Here is an 18,549-nt window from a genome sequence, read left to right as displayed (position 1 = left end):
GCCTCTACGCGTACTGCGGCGACGTCCCACCGGCCGAACTCGAAGCGGCCTACTACGCTCAAAACGAGTCCCAGCAGGAGCTGGAGCTCTCAAACCAGTAAGTCTCCGGACATCCCGGGGCGGTTCAGTTTCATCGAGCGAGAGTCCTTCCACTCGTCAGGGGGAGAAATGGCAGGCCCTTCGACAGGCGACACCTGTGCACTCTGTGTAGTCATGAATACCTATCGAGATGAGCGCTCCGCGGTCACTACCGTGCGTGGCATCCGAATCTGTGCCGAGCACCTCAGGGAGCTTGAGTTGTCGGGATCGAGGGCGGCAAAGACGCTAAAGAAGATCGCGGAGGCCGCTGGCAGCTGAGCGCTGGTCAAGCGCCCTCTGCCTGTTCGCGCACTACGCGGCGCGAGGACGCAGGTAGAGGAGAGGTTCGAGAGGGGTGGGGTGGGCTGGACGCGCTACTACTTGGACGCCCCATCCAGTCCGTCGGTCGCACGAGATCGGTCCCTTGTCAGCTTGGTAGGCGGTCGAGGTGTACTCGCCACGAAACGCCTGACACCCACCCCGTGACAGGGCACCCTGTATCGAGTATGCATTTCACGCGTTCAGGAGGTCATCGGTGCCGTTTGGAAAGACTCAAGAGCAGAAGGAAATCGAAGCTAGGGAAAAGGCCCAGCGTGAAGAGGCCGCTAAGGCGAAGCGCGAGCAGGACGCCTTCTTGGCGAGCCCGATCGGGCAAGCGACCACCGCCAAGGAGCAAGGCCAAGGCTTCTTCGAGATTCAGCTAAAGGTGGGCTCCTCACAGCGCGACAGCACGGTCTGGGGCGGCAACAACTTTGCCCTCTCCAAGGTGAACACGCAGAGTCACGCCGGCACCCTTGCTGGCATCGAGGCAGTGGGCTGGCGACTTGAGCACGTTGGCTACGTATTCCTGATCACAGGCGAAAGCAGCCGCGACAAGTTCATGTCCAGCGGCCAGCAGACGGCGGTGAGTGGCGAGCTCGTCGGCATCTATCTGTTCCGCAACACCGACCAAGCAGACTAGGCAGGTCGCGAGCTACGTCGTCGGCCGCGTCTGGCCACCGAGCTGCACACATCGCGGTAAGACACCGCCGCTTCGCAGCGGAAGAACGCACGCGAGGGGACCGACTACGCCGGGTTCACCGGACCGCTTGGTGTCGTCGGGTCCGTCGGACTCGCTGCCGCGACCGGTACTCCATCCGCGAAGGCGTAGGGCCACTGACGCTTGACGGCGTCTTCGTGCCATCCTCCCTGAAGCCGGTTGTGGGCACGACTGGCGAGGATGTACAGCGAGCGGACCAGTTCCGCTGGAGGCGTGGGGTCCTTGGCGACGATGTAGCTGATGACATTGTTGACGGCGGTTGCTTCGGCGGGGGTCATGCGTGCCATCTCCCCACAGGAGGACCGTGTGATCGCTCGAACTGCCGAACCCAGACAGGCGTGCTCAACAGGTCGCGAAGGGCAGTGGCTGGCGATAGGCGGCGAAGCGACTCACGGTGGCCACGCAGCAGCCGGGTCTCGTAGCCGCATCTGCGTGGAGTGTGATTCAGGGCAGGTCGGGCTCCGGGTTGTCGCGGATGAACCGCTGACCTGCATCGTCGTCGACCAGGCCCTCGTCCACCAGCCACTGGACCGCCCGGACTCGGGCCCTGGCATCACGCATCGCCTGCCAGACCGAGATCAGCTCGGGATGGTGGTCGTACACCTCGTTCCGGAACCGCCGGAACGCACCCTTCCCCTGCAACGACGCACGCAGGCGTCGACCAGCAGCCCAGTCGCTGATGCCCTCGGCGAAGTCGACCATGTCCTGGTACCACACGTAGGACGGAAGGGGATCTATGGCAATGAGATCCGGCTCGTCGATCTCGACGGGGTTCTCACCGTCGATGCCGGTGTCGCTGGTCCAGAAAACGATCTCGCCCGTGCGCGGATCGATCAGCCAGCGATGGTCATAGTCCGTTTGGTCCTCCAGCGCCGTGGCGATCTCCTCGACGTCGATGCTGTCCAGGTTGAGCACCTGTTCAGCGTAGAACTCGAGTGCAGCGCCCCGGTCCGTGAGGCCTCGGCCGTCTGCGCCGAACTCGCGGCGGAAGGACGCAGGGCGTCGGCGCCGGCATAGAACCTGAGTTTGTTCACCTGCTGCCGTCAACCCCCGCAGTGGTCCCGTACATGCGCGTTCAAGGTGCCAGGCGCTGGGTGATCCTGTTGCCGTCACTCTCAAGGCCGCTCATTGAGATGGGGCCCACGCAATTGACGTCGTTTGCCGAGTACGACAGCTGCTTGCCAGTGTGTGGGTCAAGGGTCGCCCTCTGAGAGTTGACCGAGACCGATAGTTGGCTGGAGCTGGCACCGCAGATGCCGACGACCACAGGCAGGGCCCATCGCAGAGCGCCTGTCTCTTGGTCTAGCGCCGCCGTCGTCTCCTCGCCGGTCTGTGCACTTCTTCGAGTGATCAGAAGAATGCCATTTGCAACACCACTCAATGATTCGGTGTAGTCGTTTTTGGACTTCACGACGAAAAGCGGTTTAAGGGACGGTATTGACCAGGCCTTGATGGGCCCGTTGCCAAAGGTCCCGTTTTCCGAAGCCTCCGTGCCGAATAGCACCTTGCCATCGAGGCTACTCCCTGCACCTTCCTCAGTGAGAACACCGTGCGACCCCGCCCAGCCCCACGCATCTGGGGAAATGTCAGGCATTGTTCCCATCCTGCGGCCAGTGGCGGGATCTACCAAGGCGTATGGAACTCGATCGCCGACTACCAAGTAGTCGCCTAAGACGCCTCGAACAGAACCCCTTTTGAGTATGCTGCCACTCTTGAGGTCCAAGAGGACCCCGCCTGCCGCGAGCAGAGCGTACCTCCCGTCTGAAGTTGCAGTGAGGTGATCCAGGCTCAGGCTGTTCTCATTGAGGCACGCACCGGTGCGCTCGTCAGGTGGCTGGACCGTTGTGTTCCAGCGTTTGGAGCCGGTGACGGGGTCCCAGCCCGTCACATCGAGGCTACGTGTCTCCGGGGAGACGCCCTGGGCCGGCTGGGTAATGAGATTTTCGGTAATGACTATCCTGGAAGCTTGTGAGCCAACGTCCGCAAGCCCGCACTCTCCAGTAAACCCCTGGTCAGACGTAACCTGAGCCATTCGATTTCCCGACTGGTCGAAGCTCGAAAAGATGGACTCGTCTTTTCCGGACGGCGAGATTATGCTATCTAGGTAGGAGAATCCTGCATTACGATTCATCGCCAGAACCGGGCGGCCTTTACCGTCTACCTGGAAAAGTACCGTTCCTACTGCTGCTGCTGCTGCTTCGTCAGGCGCTGGCGACGAGGGTGTGGGACTAGCAGGACCCTGCGTATCCGTCATTGGGCCATCGGTGCCTTTGATCGACTCCGCACCTGGAACTGGGGAGGCGGCGGGTGACGAGCAGCCCGCAATGAGTGCCGGCAGCGTCAGCGCTAATCCAGCAACCAGTAGATGTGCGATTCTAGCGCGCAACATTCCTCCATCAGGACCTGAGGTTCGACAGTTGATGCTAGCGGGGCCAGGTGGCAAGTTCACTCAATCGTCAGATTTGTCTTGGTGCCGCCGTTGTTCGCGCCGGCGGTGGTGAAGTAGGCCAGGAACGCCTCGCGCCACTGCGCCAACGTGCGGCCGAGTCGGGCGATCTCCGGGATCGGGCACGAGGAGAACGAGTCGAGGATCTTCTCGGCGACGACGCGGCCTTGGTCGTGGCTGGCCTGGTGGTAGGTGAAGTGTCCTGAGTCTCCCGGAGGGCTGGTTATTTACGCGACCTCCGGGTTGGGGGCCACGGTCTTAGCCTGCCGGTGAGCGTGTTCGTATTCAATCGGGGGCAGGTTCCCGATTGAGGAGTGCAGTCGCTGGTGGTTGTACCAGTGGACCCAGCGGGCGACCTGCCACTCGACCTCGCGGCGGTCGGCCCAGGCGGGTCCGGCGATGTCGATGGCCTCGGTCTTGAACAGCCCGATCGCCGACTCGCAGAGCGCGTTATCGAGCGCGTCCCCGACGGTCCCGATCGAGCCGGCGATCCCGGCAGCGATCAGCTCGGCGGTGAACGCCACCGACGTGTACTGCGATCCGGCATCCGAGTGGTGCACCAAACCTGTTGGTGTCCAATGGGCCTCACGCCGGGTGCGGACGTTGAGCGCTTGGCGTAGCGCGTCGGTGACCAGCGCCGTGTGCTTGCTCGTGGACACCCGCCACCCCAGGACCCGCCGGGAGAACACGTCGACGACGAACGCGACGTACACGAACCCGGCCAGCGTCCACACGTAGGAGAAGTCGGCCACCCACAGCTGGTCCGGCCCGGTCGGGGCGTCCCAGCCGCGGTGCACCAGGTCCGGGTGACGGACCGCGGCTTCGTCCCGCCTCGTGGTGACGGTGCGGTGCCGGCCGCGGACGGCCCCGTGGATCCCGGCGATGGCCATGAGGCGGCCGACCTGGTCACGGCCCACCTGAAGGCCCGCACGGCGGGCTGCGTGCCACATCTTCCGGACCCCGTACACGCCCCAGTTCTCCTGCCAGAGGGTCACCAGCGCGTTCACGAGGTACGCCTCCTCCAGCACTGCGTCGGACACCGGGCGGGCCTTGTGGGTGTAGTAGGTGGACGGCGCGATCTTCATGCCGTGCTCGGTCAGCACGGCACAGATCGGCTCGACGCCGAACCGGTCCCGGTACTCATCGATGTAGGCCACGATCACTTGAGTCGGCGGTCGAGCTCCGCCTGAGCGAAAAACGGCTTGATATGTGGGTGTTCGGCGCGTCGGTTCTGGGCCTGGGCGGGGGCGGGTGGAGGCTGTGGGTGACGGCGTCCGTGGAGGAGGTCGGGATGTCCGTGCTGGGGTCGTTCGTGCCGTGCTTGTTCTTCACCACCATCGAACACCGGCCCACCATCCAGGCCCAACGCGACGACGCCAACACCAAAGGTCAAACCGGCCGCCGCGACATCTATGACGCGCTGCTCAAACGCCTCGACGACACCCCCACTTGACACCGATCACCTGCATAAGCTGAGGCGGTCTTGAGGATGTCGTTGGCCCGCTCCAGCTCGGCCACCCGACGCTTGAGCGCACGCACCTCCTCCGACTCCGCCGCACGTGTCGATGCCGCCGGGCGCGAGCCCTCGGCCCTCTCTTCGGCCTCGACCCAGTTGCGGATCGTGGCCTGGTTGAGGTCGAGCAGCGCGCCGACCTGGCGACGCGCCTCGACCTTCGATTCCCCGTGCTGCTCGAGCCGGTCCCGGTACATCCGGACCGCTCGCTCACGGGTCGCCTCGTCGAACTTCCTCGGTGCAGGCATGAGAACAGTCTCCCTTGCTAGATCAGCACCCTCCGGGAGAGTCAGGGCGGTTCACTCGAAGCCTCCCCGCACCGCCTCGCCGCCGACGCGCTGCTGCTACAACGCGCCTGCGGCCTGAGGATCGGGGAACTGCTCGACCTCGAGCTCGACGCCGTCATCGACCTACCCGGCTCCGGGTCCTGGCTCAAGGTCCCCCTCGGCAAGCTCGACACCGAACGAATGGTCCCCATCGACGCCCAGGTCCTCGCGCTGATCGACCGGATCACCACCCACCGCAGCCCCGGACGGCCGATCCTGCACCCGCGTACCGGACGACCCGCGGACTTCCTGTTCACCGCCCACGGCCACCGCATCGGACAGAACCGGCTGCGCCAGGAGCTCGACCGCGCCGCCAAGAGCGCCGGCATCGGACACGTCACCCCTCACCAGCTCAGACACACCTACGCCACCGCCCTGGTCAACGCCGGCGTCTCGTTGCAAGCCCTGATGGCCATCCTCGGACACGTATCCGCCGAAATGAGCCTGCGCTACGGGCACCTGTTCGACACCACTGTCCGTGCCGAGTACGAGCGGGCCCTCGAGCTGGCCAAGCAGTCCATCGGCGCCCTGCCCAACCCGAGCGAGCCGGCGCCGAGCACCAGCGACGACTGGCGCACCACCGCGACCGTCAAGACCGCCCTCGCCGGCGGCTACTGCCTCCGCGCCCCGGCCCAAGGCCCGTGCAGCTACGCGAACATCTGCGAACACTGCCCCAGCTTCCACACCACCGCCAGCTACCTGCCCGTGCTGACCGCGCAACGCGACGACGCGGGCGCCCTCGCCGCGGACGCCACCACCCGCGGCTGGGACGCGGAAACCGAACGCCACCTGCGGCTCATCAACCGCCTGACCACCCTGATCGACGAGGCCGCGACACGCCCGACCGCCATGTGAGGCAACAAACGAAAGGGACCGAACCGGAAAGAAGCCCGCGCCGATTAGCCGGTTAAGCCGGGGACAACGCTGCGATGGAGTCGTTCTTCGCGCTGCAGCAGAAGAACGTCCTGGACCGGCGACGCTGGGCGACCCGTGATGAGCTGCGGATCGCGATCGTCACGTGGATCGAACGGACCTACCACCGTCGCCGGTGCCAGGCCGGTCTCGGCCGGTTGACCCCTATCGAATACGAGTTGATCATGACGACAAACGCCACCCAGGCGGCCAAACCGAAACTGTGCCCGTTCGTGCAGCAGACCCACCCGCGCTGTCAGACCACGCTGCGAGGCTAGGACCTGCCGGGTCGCCGTCCGGAATGTGGCGAGGAGAGACAGGGAATATGGTGAACGTCCACGAGGCATGGCGACAGATCAAGGGCAGTACAGCGGAGACGGTCTTGCTCAACACCTATGAGGCTGGAGGCGAGGCTTTCCCGTCGGTCTACTTTGAAGGCATCGACGACACGCTCTCGGGGGCGCGGGGGGCGAACTTCCTGCGCGAGCTTGGTCTGGCTCATGATGACTCCTCGATGGCGGCGGAACTCGTTCTCACGGCCGAGGGCTCAGCGCTGGCAAAGCACATCACGCAGTCCCGCATGGATGGCCCGGAAAGATGGGATGCAGTCCAGCGGGCGATGCTGCGGCTCGTCGCGGAGGGGGCGCCCTCCCGTGCGTTCGACTTGATCGGAGTCGAAGTCGATGGTCGTCTGGTCTCGGAGGCTGAGGCGCGGCTCGCGCTGGACTACCTGACGTCGCACGATTTGTTGGTCACGTTCCGATCGTTGGGCGGACCGGATCTGCGGCCTCGTATCACCACCAAGGGGATGTACGCCATGCACGAGCCCACCATCCGGGAGTACGTGGAGCGCGGATTCGTCTCCGTGAATAACAATTACAGCACCAACACGACCATCAATGGCGGCAATGTCGGCGCGGTGAGCGGCGGCTCGGGCAACACCACCAATGTCCAGCAGACGATCACTGCCGACGAGCGCAGCCAGACACTGATGCTGGTCGAGCGGGTGCTGTCCGGTCTCGGGGAAGACACCGAGGACGCGCCCCTCCGGGCGAAGCTGGAGCAGATCAAGGCCGATGTCGAGGGGCCCGATCCGTCCAAGCCCGGCATCCTTGCAAAGGCCCGAGACGCGCTCCTCGTTGCAGCGGCAACGGAGGGCGGCCGATCCGTCATCCAGTGGATCGGCCAGATCATCTCTGGGCTCGGTGGCTGATGCGACACCGGAGAGGAGGCGGGAGGCAACGATGAACGACGACGACGTTTGGCGTCAGATTCGAGGCACCGACGCCGAGAAGGTCCTCATCGCAGCAGAGGAGGCCGGCGGGGTCCTGACGCACCAACAGGCCGCGAACGTGGTTGGCAGTGAGTGGGCGGGCAGCATGGCGACTGCTCCACTACGGACGCTCGGGCTCACCAGCCCGGACGAGGACTACGACGAGTTCCGTCTATCCGAGCACGGTCGACGGCTCGCGCGGAAGTTCAGGAAGTCACGCATCGACGGGCCGGAGAGGTGGGACGCAGTGCAGCGGGCAGTCCTCGAATTCATCCGTGACAAACGGCCGGGCCGTGCAGTGGATCTTGTTGGCACCGACGAGGGCACTATCGACGATCGCCCACTGACCGAGGACGAGGTGCTCGCGGAGTTTGAGTATCTCAGCGACCATGGGCTCGCCAAGTCGGTTCGGGCGTGGGGCGCCCCTGACCTCAGACCGGAGATCACCAACAAGGGACGGTACGCCATCCACGAGCCGAATATCCGGGATTACGTAGAGCGAGGGTTAGTATCCGTCTCGAATGACTTCAGCACCAACACCAATGTCCACGGCGGCAATGTCGGCGCGGTCGTCGGCGGGCAGGGGAACACCGCAAGCGTGGTGCAACACATCAGTGACGACGAGCGCAGCCAGACACGGATGCTGGTCGAGCACGTGCTGTCTGCTCTGGGGGACGATACCGAGGACGCGCCCCTCCGGGCGAAGCTGGAGCAGATTAAGGCCGACGTCGAGGGCCCCGATCCGTCCAAGCCCGGCATCCTCGCAAAGGCCCGAGACGCGCTCCTGCTCGCCTCAGCGACGGAGGGCGGCCGGTCCGTCATCCAGTGGATCGGCCAGATCATCTCTGGGCTCGGTGGATGACCGTGGTCGACTACATGAACGACGAGGACTTGCGCGAATGGCGCTCGATGACGCCCGAGGAACACATCATTCAGCACCTCGGCTACTCAATTATGAGTGTCCGAGACCTACTGCCCTACGCGTGCGACGACGGACGACCCATGCCGATAGACGTGGCGCTGGCATGTCGCGAGGCCTTCTATCTGCACGCGCGAATCGTCGCTGAGTTCTTCGTCCGCATGCCCAAGCAAGATTGGACAGCGCGCGACTTCTTGCCTGATTGGGCACCTCCTGAGCGCTGAACGGCCGCCTTGAACGAGTGTGGCTTGTTGCTTCGAAGCACATCGCGCACATGTCGAAGCAGCGGGTCCCAGATGTGGAGAACTTCGTACCGGAGGACACGTCCTTGCACGGCCTCACCCAGATCTCGATGGACTGCCACCGGATGCTCGCCGCCTTTGTCGCGGAGTACCAGCATCAACCCGGCGCAGAGCATTTTGAAGCCTTCTCGGGGTACCTGCGGGGCCCCGACATCGAAGCGTGGGTGCGCGATTGGATCGTCTTGGAGCCTTGGGATGCCAAAGATCGAAGCGATGACCCCGTCGACTGAGTGACGCCGTCAGCCTTGCCTCGGGGAGGCTGAGGGCCGTGCTCGGGCTCGAACCAATCAGCTGCCCAGCGCCGGTGGCAGCCGCCTCTGAAGGCGGTTCGGGTGCTGCACCAGCACAGGAGCACGAGGGGCTCGGAGGGGTAGCGGAGCGCGATGTCGGCCAACTCGCTCCAGACGCGGCCCTGCCGCTTCGCGAGGGTGTCGATGTATGCGGCTTCCTGGGCGGTAGGCCGCACGCTCCGGCACACGCCCTATCTGGGCGGGGTGACGCGGGTTTGCCGCGCAGTGCATGAGGGCGGCAGGGGGCTGCTCCGCGGGTAGGTTCACGACTGTGAGTGACCTTGAGGGAGGGCCCCATCCAGCTGCCGTGCACGGCCGGGCGGCGCATGTGCGCGGACTCGTGCTGGCCGCTGGCGCTGGGCGGCGGATGGGTGGGCCGAAGGCGCTGGTTCGCCGGCAGCCGGATGAGCCGACTATGGTCGAGCACGCCGTTTCTCTGCTGCACGCCGGCGGGTGCTCCGGCATAACCGTCGTCGTCGGTGCCGCCGCCGAGGAAGTCACTGCCATCGTCACCGCCCTCGGTCGTGACGTGAATGTCGTCCCCTGTCCTGACTGGGACGAGGGCATGGGCGCCTCGCTCCGTGCCGGCCTCACGGCTCTGACCCGCTCCACCCACGAGGGTGAGGGCTGCGTGGACGCCGTGCTCGTCACTCTCGTCGACCTGCCGGACCTGATCCCCGAGGTCGTCGCCCGCGTGCTCGACGCCCCGGGCCACGTCGACAACGACCACTCGCCGCACCCCGACCCCGACGAGCACGCCGTCGAGCTCCACGAGACCGCCGCCCAAGCCGCGCAAGCCCTCCGAGCGACGCTCCGCCGCGCGGCATACGACGGCGTCCCGGGACACCCCGCGCTCATCGGTCGCGACCACTGGGAGCAGGTGATCGCCACGGCGACCGGCGACCACGGCGCCCGCCACTACTTCCGCGCCACCCCGCACGAGCTCGTCGAGTGCGGCGACCTCGCGACCGGCCGCGACGTCGACACCCGCGAAGAGCTCGACACGTCCCGCTAGGCGGGCCCTGCGCTTCCGCAACCTCGGTTCATGAGTGATGCTCAGGGGATGGATCACCTGTTCAACAGTGCCGACGACGTCACGACCGCCCTGGGCGGCACGGGCTACCTCGCCGACGAGGCACTCGCGACGATCACCTTCCTCGCGACCCGGCTGAACCGTCCGATCCTGCTCGAGGGCGAACCCGGCACCGGCAAGACCGCCCTCGCCGAGGGCCTCGCCCAGGCGCTCGACCTCAAGCTCATCCGCCTGCAGTGCTACGAGGGCATCGACGCGACGCAGGCCCTCTACGACTGGGACTTCCCGCGCCAGATCCTGCACCTGCGCACCGTCGAGGCCCTCAGCCGCGACGAGCACCACGACGCCAAGGCCCTCGAGGCCGAGCTCTTCGACGAGCGCTTCCTCCTCGCCCGCCCGGTGCTCCAGGCCCTGCGCGAAGCGCCCTGCGTGCTGCTCATCGACGAGATCGACCGCGCCGACGACGAGTTCGAGGCCTTCCTCCTCGAGGTCCTCTCCACCTGGCAGGTGACGATCCCCGAGCTCGGCACCATCGCCGCCAAGACCCCGCCGATCGTCGTGCTCACCTCCAACCGCACCCGCGAGCTGCACGACGCTCTCAAGCGCCGCTGCCTCTACCACTGGATCGACCACCCCGGCTTGGCCCGCGAGCTCGAGATCGTGCGCACCCGCCTGCCCGAGGTCAGCGCCGCGCTCGCCGAGCAGGTCGTCACCCTCGTCCAGCGCCTGCGCACGAGCGGCGACCTCATCAAGCCCCCGGGCGTCGCCGAGACGCTCGACTGGGCCCGCGCCCTCGAGAGCGTCGGCGCCACGCGCCTGGACCCCGAGGTCGCCGCCGCCACCCTCGGCGCCGCCCTGAAGTACCGCGAGGACTCCGAGAGGATCCGCGCCTCGCTTGACAAGCTGCTCACCGCATGACCCTGACCGCCGCGCCCCCACCCGCCGGACCCGCCGAGCCCGACGTCGACGAGCTGCTCCTCGGCTTCGCCCGCGCCCTGCGCGCCGCCGGCCTGCACGTCACCGCCGACCGTGAGCGCACCTTCCTCGTCGCCGCGGCCGCCGTCGGCATGGGCGAGCGCTCGGGCGTGTACTGGGCCGGCCGCGCGACCCTCACGTCCACGCCCGCGGACTTCCCGGCATACGACGAGCTCTTCGAGCGGTGGTTCGGCGGCGAGGACGTGCCCAAGGGACGCAACGTCGACGTCCAGCGCCCGCCCGTGAGCCAGGCTCCGCTCGACAGCGGCGAGGGCGAGGCCGGCGACGGCGACTCCGACAGCGTCCAGGCCCGTGCCAGCGCGCAGGAGGTGCTCCGTCACCGCGACCTCGCCACCCTCAGCGCGGCCGACCGTGCCGCTGCCGCAAGGCTCTTCGCCGGCCTCGACCCGCGCTCGCCGCTGCGCCGCGCCCGCCGTCACGTCCGCGGACGCAGCGGCCTGATCGACGGCCCCGCGACCCTCCGCGAGCAGCTGCGCCGCATGGGCGAGCCCGGCCGCATCCACCACCGCCGCCGCGGCACCCGCCCCCGCCGCATCGTCTTCCTCATCGACGTCTCCGGGTCGATGAGCCCGTATGCCGACAGCCTCCTGCGCCTCGCGCACGTCTTCGTGCGCACGGTCCCGCACGTCGAGGTCTTCACCATGGGCACCCGCCTGACCCACGTGACCCGCGCGCTCACCGAGCGCGACCCCGACCGGGCGCTCGCCGCCGCCGGTCGCGTCGTGCCCGACTGGTCGGGGGGCACCCGCCTCGGCGAGGCCATCGGCGCCTTCCTCGACCGCTGGGGCCGCCGCGGCATGGCCCGAGGATCGGTCGTCGTCGTCGTCTCCGACGGCTGGGAGCGCGAGGGGCCGGAGGTGCTCGGCGAGCAGATGCGTCGCCTCGCCGCCCTCTCGCACCGCGTCGTGTGGGCCAACCCGCACCGCGGCAAGGTCGGCTACCAGCCGGTGCAGCAGGGGATCGTCGCGGCGCTCCCGCACATCGACGACTTCGTCGCAGGGCACTCGCTCTCGGCGTTCGAGGAGCTGATCGAGGTGGTGGCCCGTGCGTGAGGTGATGGACGAGCTGATCCAGTGGTGGTCGGCCGGCGAGACCGTCGGCGTCGGCACCGTCGTGGGCACGTGGCGCTCGGCGCCGCGCCAGGCCGGCGCGTCGATGCTCGTCGGCCCCGGGGGCGAGGCCGTCGGCTCCGTCTCCGGCGGGTGCGTCGAGGGCGCCGTCTACGAGCTGGCCCAGGAGGTCGTCGAGTCCGGCCGGCCCGTGCTCCAGCGCTACGGCGTCAGCGACGACGACGCGTATGCCGTGGGCCTCACCTGCGGGGGCATCCTCGACGTCTTCGTCGAGAAGGTCTCACGCGAGACGTTCCCCGAGCTCGGCGACGTCGCCGCCGACATCGCGGCCGGTCGGCCCGTCGCCGTCGTCACCGTGATCGAGCACCCCGAGCCGACGTGGGTCGGGCGCCGCGTCGTCGTGCACCCCGAGACCGAGGGCGACGACGACGAGACCTCGGTGCTCGGCTCACTCGGCAGCGGCCGTGCCGACGACGCCGTGCGCGACGACGCGAGAGGGCTTCTCGCGCAAGGTCGCTCGGCCATCCTCACCTACGGTCCCGACGGCGAGCGACGCGGCGAGGGCATGCGCGTCTTCGTCGCCGCGCACGCGCCCAAGCCGCGGATGCTCGTCTTCGGCGCCATCGACTTCGCTGCGGCGGTGGCCCGGGTCGGCAGCTTCCTCGGCTACTACGTCACCGTCTGCGACGCCCGGCCCGTCTTCGCCACGAAGACCCGCTTCCCCGGCGCCGACGAGGTCGTCGTCAAGTGGCCGCACGACTACCTCCAGCACGAGGTCGACGAGGGCCGCATCGACAGCCGCACCGTCATCGCCGTGCTCACCCACGACCCGAAGTTCGACGTGCCGCTGCTCGAGGTCGCGCTGCGCCTGCCCGACGTCGCCTACATCGGCGCCATGGGCTCGCGCCGCACCCACGAGGACCGGCTCGACCGGCTCCGCGAGGCCGGGCTCACCGACGACGAGCTGGCCCGGATGAGCTCGCCCATCGGGCTCGACCTCGGCGCCCGCACGCCCGAGGAGACCGCCGTCTCGATCGCCGCGGAGATCATCGCGCTGCGCTGGGGCGGTGCCGGCGAGCGGCTCGCCGCCACCGAGGGACCCATCCACCACCACCATCCGGCGCACGACAACCCGGTGGGGGAGTGACCTCGGTTCCACGCCGCCGGGCGCTCCGGCAGGTCTAGCGTGTGACGCACTCGGGATCTGACGAGAGGTGACAGCGATGAAGCGTCCGGTGTGGGTCGTCGGGGCCGTGGCCCTGCTCGTGACGGGACTGACGGGACTGGGATCCCCGGCCGCTCAGGCGCAGTCCGGAGGTGTCGACCCCGTCCCGGGCCTGCCGGTCTACCTCGCCCTCGGCGACTCGATCGCCAACGGCCAGGCGTCCGCCCCCGAGATCGTCGACTACGCCACGACCGTCGCCGGCTGGCGCGCCAACGGCTACGTCGCCCAGTTCGACGCCGTGCTCAAGGACCGCCTCAACTGCCTGCCCGCTGCGAGCACCAACGCGCGCACCGGCTGCAAGGCCCTCCAGGTCGTCAACCTCGCCCGCTCCGGCGTCCCCGCGATGGACGGACAGCCGGCCAAGCCCGGCGTCACCACCCAGACCGTCATCGACGAGCAGCTCCCCGTCGCCCTGCCCATGCTTCGGGCCCGCAACCACGACGCCAACCCGCGCAACGACGTCGAGGTCGTCACCCTCACCGTCGGCGGCAACGACATCTTCGGGCCGATCACCTCGGCCTGCCTCGCTTCCGACCGCAGCGGCTGCCCCGCAGCGATCCAGACCGCCTTCGCGGCCTTCTCGGTGCGCTACGCGACGATCCTCGCCGAGCTGCGCGCCGCCGCCGGTCCGAACACCCCGATCATCACCATGACCTACTACAACCCGCTGCCCTACTGCTACATCGGACAGGCCAACCCCCAGGCCGGCCCCTTCGCCAACTGGTTCCTCGAGGGTGGCACGCTCCCCGGCTTCGGCACGCTGCCGGCCGGCTTCAACGACCTCATCCGCGGCATCTCGGCCGCCAACGGGGCCAAGGTCGCCGACACCTTCGGCACCCTGGGCGCCGGTGACTTCGTCGGCGGCACCGACTGCCTGCACCCGGTCCGGTCGGGCCACACGAAGATCGCGGCCGACTTCACCGCGGCGATGTTCGGCTAGGCCAGGTCGGCTGGGCGGCCCACCTCGGCTCAGGTGCGCGGCCGCCAGCGCTTCCACACGGCCGTCGCCTCGGCTCGCACCTTGCCGTCGTGACGCAGCTGCACGGCGACGGTCATCTGCGGCTCGTCGGCCTCGGTGACGACGGCGTGCAGCTCGACCGCGTCGTGCAGCGGCGCCGGCCGCAGGAAGCGCACGTCGAGCCCGGCCGTCACGTAGGACAGGTCGGCGCCGGGCAGCGGCGCCCACCCGTGGCGCTCGGCCTCGAGCATGACGGCCGCCGCGCTGTGGCAGTCGAGGACCGTGCCGATGATGCCGCCGTTGAGGTAGCCGAGACCGTTGTCGTGCTCGGGCCACGGCGTGAAGGTCGCCGTCACCCCGTCGCCGGCCATCTCACCGAGCGAGTAGCTCCGCAGCTGCAGCCCCTTGGCGTTGCCCGGGCCGCAGCCGAAGCACGGGAGGTCGGGATAGAGCCGCTCCTGGATGCTGCGCTCGCTGGACATGCGGGTCACGCTACCCGTGCGCTGCGCCACAGAAGTGGTCCAACCTCTTGATGAGTCGCGGCGCCGGTGTCATCCTCGACCTCATGCCCGAGAGCACCCCCGAGACCGCCGCCGTGACCGTCGCTGAGATCTCTACCGAGACCGCCGACCACGCCGGTCCCGACACCGGCTTCAAGCCGGTCAAGCGCCGGTCCGTCTCCGCCCAGGTCTTCTCCGAGCTGCGCGACGCGATCCTGACCGGACGGTTCGCCCCCGGCGACTCCCTGCCGCCCGAGCGCGAGCTCGCCGCCTCCTTCGCCGTCAACCGGCACGCGGTCCGCGAGGCCCTCCAGCGCCTGCAGGCCGCCGGCTTCGTCCGGGTCGTCCACGGCGGCGGCACGACCGTCCTCGACGTCCGCAGCACCGCCGGCCTCGACCTGCTCGGCCACCTCGCCCGCTCCGGCGAAGGCCTGGACCCGATGATCCTGCGCGACGGCCTCGAGATGCGCCGCTGCATCGGCGTCGAAGCGGCCCGCGTCGCCGCGACCCGAGCGTCGTGCGAGGCCCGCAACAGCGTCGTGGCGGCAGCGGCGGCATACGACCTCGACGACCACCCCGACGCCGACCGCGCCTTCTGGCTCGCGGTGGTCGAGGCGAGCGGCAACCTCACCTTCCGGCTCGCCCTCAACTCGCTCGTCCAGGCCATCGACAGCGGCCCCGACGTCATGGACGCCCTCCTTGCCGCCGACCGCGCCGACCTGCTGCCGCACGCCCCGCTCGCGTCCGCCATCGCCGCCGGCGACGCCGAGCTCGCCGCGCGCCTCGCCGACGCGATCCTCAGCCAAGCCGTCGACGTGTGGGCCTCGCTCACCGACTCCGGCCGCACCCTGGACCCGGTGACCCGAGGCGCCTGATGGTCGACATCATCCTGACGGCGATCCCCTTCTTCATCGCGTTCATCGTCATCGAGGTCGTCTCGCTGTGGTTCGCGCCCGACGACGACGAGGTCGGCTACGAGGTGCGCGACACGGTCACGAGCCTGACCATGGGCCTCGGCAGCGTCGGCATCGGGATCTTCTACAAGGCCCTGCAGCTGCTCGTCTACGCCGCGCTGTATGCCGTGACGCCCCTCCGCCTCGACACCTCGCTCTGGTGGGTGTGGGTCGTCATCTTCCTCGCCGAGGACCTCGCCTACTACTGGTACCACCGCGCCCACCACGAGGTGCGCATCCTCTGGGCCAGCCACGTCGTGCACCACTCGAGCCAGCGCTACAACTTCTCGACCGCGCTGCGCCAGACGTGGACGCCCTTCGGCGGCATCCCGTTCTGGGCGCCGCTCGCCCTGCTCGGCGTGCCCGTCTGGGCGATCTTCCTCCAGCAGTCGATCTCGCTCATCTACCAGTTCTTCCTGCACACCGAGCGCGTCGGGAAGCTCTGGCGCCCGGTCGAGTTCGTCATGAACACGCCCTCCCACCACCGCGTGCACCACGGCATGAACAACGCCTACCTCGACCGCAACTACGGCGGCATCCTCATCGTCTGGGACCGCCTCTTCCGCTCCTTCGAGCCCGAGGGCGACCGCGTCGTCTACGGCCTGACCAAGCAGCTGCGCACCCACAACCCGCTCGTCGTCGCCACCCACGAGTACGCCTCGATCTGGGCCGACGTGCGAGCCGCGAGCACCTGGCGCGCCCGCTGGGGGCACGTGCTCCGCGGTCCCGGCTGGCAGCCCGGCACCTGAGCGCCGACCGAGCCGGCACCCGGCCGGAACTGGGCCGGCACGTCTGGCCGAGCCCGGGCCCGAGGGCCACGATGGAGTGATGGGAGCGGCGCCCGCTCCCGGACCAGGAGGACATCGTGAGCACCTACAAGGTCGGCTACCTCGTCGGCAGCCTGTCATCGACCTCGATCAACCGCACCCTGAGCAAGGCCCTGATCCGCCTCGCGCCGAAGGACCTCGAGTTCACCGAGATCCCCATCGGCAACCTGCCGCTCTACAGCCCGGACTTCGACGCCGACTACCCCGCCGAGCCACGCGCCCTCAAGGAGGCGCTCGCGGCGTCGGCGGCCGTCCTCTTCGTGACGCCGGAGTACAACCGGTCGATCCCCGGCGCCCTGAAGAACGCCATCGACTGGGCCTCGCGCCCGTGGGGGCAGAACTCCTTCAACCACGTGCCCGCCGCCGTCATCGGCGCCTCACCCGGGCAGATCGGCACGGCGCTCGCCCAGCAGAGCCTGCGCGGCGTCCTCAGCTTCTGCAACGCCCGCCAGATGACCTCGCCCGAGGCCTACGTGACCCTCCGGCCGGGCCTCATCACCGAGGACGGCGAGGTCACCGACGAGTCGACCGCGACCTTCCTCACCGACTTCATGCAGGAGTTCCGCGACCACATCGAGCGGGTCCTCACCGTCCTCCCGCGCAACTGACGCCACGCGGAGGTCGTATGCCGTGTGGCCGGGCCACACGGCATACGACCTCCCGACGGGGTCAGTGCGCGCTCGAGGTCTTCCAGAGGTTGATGCCGCCTTCGACGGCGTGCTGGTCGATCGTGTCGAGCTCCTCCTGCGAGAAGTCGAGGTTGTCGAGCGAGCCGAGGCTGTTCTCGAGCTGGCCCACCGACGAGGCGCCGATGAGCACCGACGTGACGCGCTGGTCGCGCAGGATCCACGCGAGCGCCATCTGGGCGAGCGACTGGCCGCGCTGCTTGGCCATCTCGTTGAGCGCACGGATGTGCGTGAGGTTCTGCTCGGTCAGCAGGTCGGTCGACAGCGACTTGTCCTGCGACGCGCGCGAGCCCTCCGGGACGCCGTTGAGGTACTTGTCGGTGAGCATGCCCTGCGCGAGCGGGCTGAAGGCGATGCAGCCGACACCCTCCTCGCCGAGCACGTCGAGCAGGTCCTCCTCGACCCAGCGGTTGAGCATCGAGTAGCTCGGCTGGTGGATGAGCAGCGGCGTGCCGAGGTCGCGGAGGATCTGCACGGCCTCGCGGGTGCGCGGACCCGAGTAGGAGGAGATGCCGGCATACAGCGCCTTGCCCTGGCGCACGGCGGTGTCGAGCGCGCCCATCGTCTCCTCGAGCGGCGTCGTCTCGTCGAACCGGTGGGAGTAGAAGATGTCGACGTAGTCGACGCCCATCCGCTGCAGCGACTGGTCGAGCGAGGACAGGACGTACTTGCGGCTGCCGCCACCCTGGCCGTACGGGCCCGGCCACATGTCGTAGCCCGCCTTGGTCGAGAGGATCAGCTCGTCGCGGTAGCGCTTGAAGTCCTGCGCGTAGATGGCGCCGAAGTTGCGCTCGGCGCTGCCGTAGGGCGGGCCGTAGTTGTTGGCGAGGTCGAAGTGCGTGACGCCGAGGTCGAAGGCTCGGCGCAGGGTCGCGCGCTGGCGGTCGAGCGGCACGTCGTCGCCGAAGTTGTGCCACAGGCCGAGCGAGACGGCGGGCAGGTCGAGCCCCGAACGGCCCGTGCGGCGGTAGGTCATCGAGTCGTAGCGGGTGCGCGCGGCCTGGTAGTCGTCGGCATGGAGAGTCATGCGTCCCAGTCTCGTCGCAGGGACGTATGCCGCGAAAGGCGGGGCCCACGACGCGTCGTGTCCCGGACGTCCCCTGTGGATGTTGAAGGTTCTTCCTGTTGCCCTTGTGAAGCAGGTGACGGCGAGTAAGACTGCGCGTGGGGAAGTCAACGATGTCAACTGCAGCGTGGCAGGAG

At 68.3% G+C, this 18,549-nt stretch carries 21 protein-coding genes, 3 pseudogenes and 1 other annotated feature; of the genes and pseudogenes, 16 read left to right on the top strand and 8 right to left on the bottom strand.

The window, feature by feature from the left end; translation table 11 throughout:
• Positions 1-613: 613 nt before the first annotated feature.
• On the top strand, positions 614-1,039 hold the full coding sequence (locus ABD297_RS17950; RefSeq protein ID WP_344256429.1) for a hypothetical protein: 426 nt from the start codon (positions 614-616) through the stop codon (positions 1,037-1,039).
• 104 nt (positions 1,040-1,143) lie between these two features.
• Here the strand turns inward: ABD297_RS17950 and ABD297_RS17945 are convergent, their stop codons facing one another.
• From ABD297_RS17945 to ABD297_RS17925, 5 genes and pseudogenes are all read right to left on the bottom strand, one after another.
• Positions 1,144-1,395, bottom strand: a complete 252-nt coding sequence (locus tag ABD297_RS17945) for a hypothetical protein (RefSeq protein ID WP_344256428.1) — start codon at positions 1,393-1,395, stop codon at positions 1,144-1,146.
• Between the two features lie 166 nt (positions 1,396-1,561).
• A complete protein-coding gene (locus tag ABD297_RS17940) occupies positions 1,562-2,032 on the bottom strand; it encodes a UPF0158 family protein (RefSeq protein WP_344256427.1) in 471 nt (156 codons plus the stop codon).
• Between the two features lie 160 nt (positions 2,033-2,192).
• Positions 2,193-3,248, bottom strand: a complete 1,056-nt coding sequence (locus ABD297_RS17935) for a hypothetical protein (RefSeq protein ID WP_344256426.1) — start codon at positions 3,246-3,248, stop codon at positions 2,193-2,195.
• Positions 3,249-3,583: 335 nt separating this feature from the next.
• Positions 3,584-3,745 (bottom strand): annotated as a pseudogene (locus tag ABD297_RS17930) (ISL3 family transposase); the annotation flags it as partial.
• Positions 3,746-3,790: 45 nt separating this feature from the next.
• A pseudogene (locus tag ABD297_RS17925) lies at positions 3,791-4,774 on the bottom strand (IS3 family transposase); the annotation flags it as partial.
• Positions 4,634-4,765: a sequence feature (AL1L pseudoknot), on the bottom strand. It overlaps the preceding pseudogene by 132 nt.
• A gap of 80 nt (positions 4,775-4,854) precedes the next feature.
• Here ABD297_RS17925 and ABD297_RS17920 point away from each other — a divergent pair.
• Positions 4,855-5,016, top strand: coding sequence for a hypothetical protein (locus tag ABD297_RS17920; RefSeq protein WP_344256425.1), 162 nt, complete (start codon positions 4,855-4,857; stop codon positions 5,014-5,016).
• Here ABD297_RS17920 and ABD297_RS17915 read toward each other — a convergent pair.
• Positions 4,974-5,324 carry a transposase gene (locus tag ABD297_RS17915; RefSeq protein WP_425581193.1) on the bottom strand — a complete coding sequence of 117 codons (351 nt, stop codon included), beginning with the start codon at positions 5,322-5,324 and terminating at the stop codon, positions 4,974-4,976. The genes ABD297_RS17920 and ABD297_RS17915 overlap by 43 nt on opposite strands.
• A 21-nt stretch (positions 5,325-5,345) precedes the next feature.
• Here ABD297_RS17915 and ABD297_RS17910 point away from each other — a divergent pair, with 21 nt between their 5' ends.
• The 11 genes and pseudogenes from ABD297_RS17910 (at position 5,346) to ABD297_RS17860 (ending at position 14,362) form a co-directional block, all read left to right on the top strand.
• Positions 5,346-6,257, top strand: coding sequence for a tyrosine-type recombinase/integrase (locus ABD297_RS17910; protein WP_344256434.1), 912 nt, complete (start codon positions 5,346-5,348; stop codon positions 6,255-6,257).
• Positions 6,258-6,316: 59 nt separating this feature from the next.
• Positions 6,317-6,523 (top strand): annotated as a pseudogene (locus tag ABD297_RS17905) (IS3 family transposase); the annotation flags it as partial.
• Between the two features lie 116 nt (positions 6,524-6,639).
• The gene (locus ABD297_RS17900; protein WP_344256424.1) at positions 6,640-7,527 is read left to right on the top strand and encodes a hypothetical protein; all 888 of its coding nucleotides are present in this window, start codon (positions 6,640-6,642) and stop codon (positions 7,525-7,527) included.
• A gap of 31 nt (positions 7,528-7,558) precedes the next feature.
• Positions 7,559-8,449 (top strand): hypothetical protein, encoded by an 891-nt coding sequence (locus ABD297_RS17895; RefSeq protein ID WP_344256423.1) that lies wholly within the window; start codon positions 7,559-7,561, stop codon positions 8,447-8,449.
• A complete protein-coding gene (locus tag ABD297_RS17890; protein WP_344256421.1) occupies positions 8,446-8,730 on the top strand; it encodes a hypothetical protein in 285 nt (94 codons plus the stop codon). The genes ABD297_RS17895 and ABD297_RS17890 overlap by 4 nt, the downstream gene beginning before the upstream one ends.
• Before the next feature lie 50 nt (positions 8,731-8,780).
• Positions 8,781-9,038 carry a hypothetical protein gene (locus ABD297_RS17885; protein WP_344256420.1) on the top strand — a complete coding sequence of 86 codons (258 nt, stop codon included), beginning with the start codon at positions 8,781-8,783 and terminating at the stop codon, positions 9,036-9,038.
• A gap of 367 nt (positions 9,039-9,405) precedes the next feature.
• Positions 9,406-10,113 (top strand): nucleotidyltransferase family protein, encoded by a 708-nt coding sequence (locus ABD297_RS17880; RefSeq protein WP_425581194.1) that lies wholly within the window; start codon positions 9,406-9,408, stop codon positions 10,111-10,113.
• A 30-nt stretch (positions 10,114-10,143) separates the two neighbouring features.
• On the top strand, positions 10,144-11,049 hold the full coding sequence (locus ABD297_RS17875) for an AAA family ATPase (protein ID WP_425581192.1): 906 nt from the start codon (positions 10,144-10,146) through the stop codon (positions 11,047-11,049).
• Positions 11,046-12,179 carry a vWA domain-containing protein gene (locus ABD297_RS17870; protein WP_344256418.1) on the top strand — a complete coding sequence of 378 codons (1,134 nt, stop codon included), beginning with the start codon at positions 11,046-11,048 and terminating at the stop codon, positions 12,177-12,179. Before ABD297_RS17875 ends, ABD297_RS17870 begins: the two co-directional genes overlap by 4 nt.
• Positions 12,172-13,344 (top strand): XdhC family protein, encoded by a 1,173-nt coding sequence (locus ABD297_RS17865; RefSeq protein ID WP_344256417.1) that lies wholly within the window; start codon positions 12,172-12,174, stop codon positions 13,342-13,344. Before ABD297_RS17870 ends, ABD297_RS17865 begins: the two co-directional genes overlap by 8 nt.
• Positions 13,345-13,420: 76 nt before the next feature.
• Positions 13,421-14,362: an SGNH/GDSL hydrolase family protein gene (locus ABD297_RS17860; RefSeq protein WP_344256416.1), complete on the top strand. Its 942-nt coding sequence runs from the start codon at positions 13,421-13,423 to the stop codon at positions 14,360-14,362.
• Between the two features lie 29 nt (positions 14,363-14,391).
• Here the strand turns inward: ABD297_RS17860 and ABD297_RS17855 are convergent, their stop codons facing one another.
• Entirely contained in the window at positions 14,392-14,862 is a 471-nt protein-coding gene (locus ABD297_RS17855) for a PaaI family thioesterase (protein ID WP_344256415.1), read from the bottom strand.
• Between the two features lie 83 nt (positions 14,863-14,945).
• Between ABD297_RS17855 and ABD297_RS17850 the strand changes: the two genes are divergently transcribed.
• The 3 genes from ABD297_RS17850 to ABD297_RS17840 all read left to right on the top strand — a co-directional run bounded on the left by ABD297_RS17850 (position 14,946) and on the right by ABD297_RS17840 (position 17,268).
• Complete coding sequence (locus ABD297_RS17850) at positions 14,946-15,755, top strand: FadR/GntR family transcriptional regulator (RefSeq protein ID WP_344256414.1); 810 nt, start codon at positions 14,946-14,948, stop codon at positions 15,753-15,755.
• Complete coding sequence (locus ABD297_RS17845; RefSeq protein WP_344256413.1) at positions 15,755-16,582, top strand: sterol desaturase family protein; 828 nt, start codon at positions 15,755-15,757, stop codon at positions 16,580-16,582. The genes ABD297_RS17850 and ABD297_RS17845 overlap by 1 nt, the downstream gene beginning before the upstream one ends.
• A gap of 116 nt (positions 16,583-16,698) precedes the next feature.
• Positions 16,699-17,268, top strand: a complete 570-nt coding sequence (locus ABD297_RS17840) for an NADPH-dependent FMN reductase (RefSeq protein ID WP_344256412.1) — start codon at positions 16,699-16,701, stop codon at positions 17,266-17,268.
• A gap of 61 nt (positions 17,269-17,329) precedes the next feature.
• Here ABD297_RS17840 and mgrA read toward each other — a convergent pair whose 3' ends face one another.
• Positions 17,330-18,373, bottom strand: coding sequence for an L-glyceraldehyde 3-phosphate reductase (gene mgrA, locus ABD297_RS17835; protein ID WP_344256411.1), 1,044 nt, complete (start codon positions 18,371-18,373; stop codon positions 17,330-17,332).
• Between the last annotated feature and the right edge of the window lie 176 nt (positions 18,374-18,549).

The sequence above is a fragment of the Terrabacter carboxydivorans genome (assembly GCF_039532035.1).
GTDB lineage: Bacteria > Actinomycetota > Actinomycetes > Actinomycetales > Dermatophilaceae > Terrabacter > Terrabacter carboxydivorans.
This window is presented reverse-complemented; position numbering and strand designations above follow the sequence as displayed.